At 48.4% G+C, this 659-nt stretch carries 6 tRNA genes; all 6 read right to left on the bottom strand.

The features are described 5' to 3' along the window. Positions 1 to 27 precede the first annotated feature (27 nt). The 6 genes from MOB98_RS20735 to MOB98_RS20710 all read right to left on the bottom strand — a co-directional run bounded on the left by MOB98_RS20735 (position 28) and on the right by MOB98_RS20710 (position 602). Positions 28 to 113, bottom strand: a tRNA-Leu gene (locus MOB98_RS20735). A gap of 14 nt (positions 114 to 127) precedes the next feature. After that, positions 128 to 202 (bottom strand) — tRNA-Gly (locus MOB98_RS20730). Positions 203 to 207: 5 nt separating this feature from the next. After that, a tRNA-Leu gene (locus MOB98_RS20725) sits at positions 208 to 294 on the bottom strand. A 10-nt stretch (positions 295 to 304) separates the two neighbouring features. Further along, positions 305 to 380 (bottom strand) — tRNA-Lys (locus MOB98_RS20720). A gap of 37 nt (positions 381 to 417) precedes the next feature. Further along, positions 418 to 493 (bottom strand) — tRNA-Thr (locus MOB98_RS20715). A 33-nt stretch (positions 494 to 526) separates the two neighbouring features. Continuing rightward, positions 527 to 602, bottom strand: a tRNA-Val gene (locus MOB98_RS20710). Positions 603 to 659: the final 57 nt, after the last annotated feature.

The raw sequence follows: 659 nt of genomic DNA, 5'->3' as shown, positions 1-659 counted from the left end.
CCAATTGAGCTACGGGCGCAAACTTAATGCCGAGGGCCGGACTTGAACCGGCACGGTAGTCACCTACCGCAGGATTTTAAGTCCTGTGTGTCTGCCAATTCCACCACCCCGGCGTGGATGGTATAGTTGGAGCGGAAGACGGGATTCGAACCCGCGACCCCCACCTTGGCAAGGTGGTGTTCTACCACTGAACTACTTCCGCAGAAATGGTGCGGATGAAGGGACTTGAACCCCCACGTCTGTAAAGACACTAGAGCCTGATTCTAGCGCGTCTGCCAATTCCGCCACATCCGCAACATATAAATGGTGAGCCATGAAGGACTCGAACCTTCGACCCTCTGATTAAAAGTCAGATGCTCTACCAACTGAGCTAATGGCTCTTCTTATAAGAGACTTGAATATTATATCATATAAAAGTGGTGCCGGCAAGAGGACTTGAACCCCCAACCTACTGATTACAAGTCAGTTGCTCTACCAATTGAGCTACACCGGCGATATGTAAATTATGTATGTATAGTAAATTAAATGGTGGAGGATGACGGGCTCGAACCGCCGACCCTCTGCTTGTAAGGCAGATGCTCTCCCAGCTGAGCTAATCCTCCATAATTGCACTAACGTGCAATTAAAAAGAAAAAAAGTTGTTGACTTTGAAGAAGCGA

It is taken from the genome of Bacillus sp. N13C7, from assembly GCF_026790065.1.
Classification (GTDB): domain Bacteria; phylum Bacillota; class Bacilli; order Bacillales; family Bacillaceae; genus Bacillus.
The sequence above is the reverse complement of the archived record's forward strand: the minus strand, read 5'-3'. Positions and strand labels throughout refer to the sequence as shown.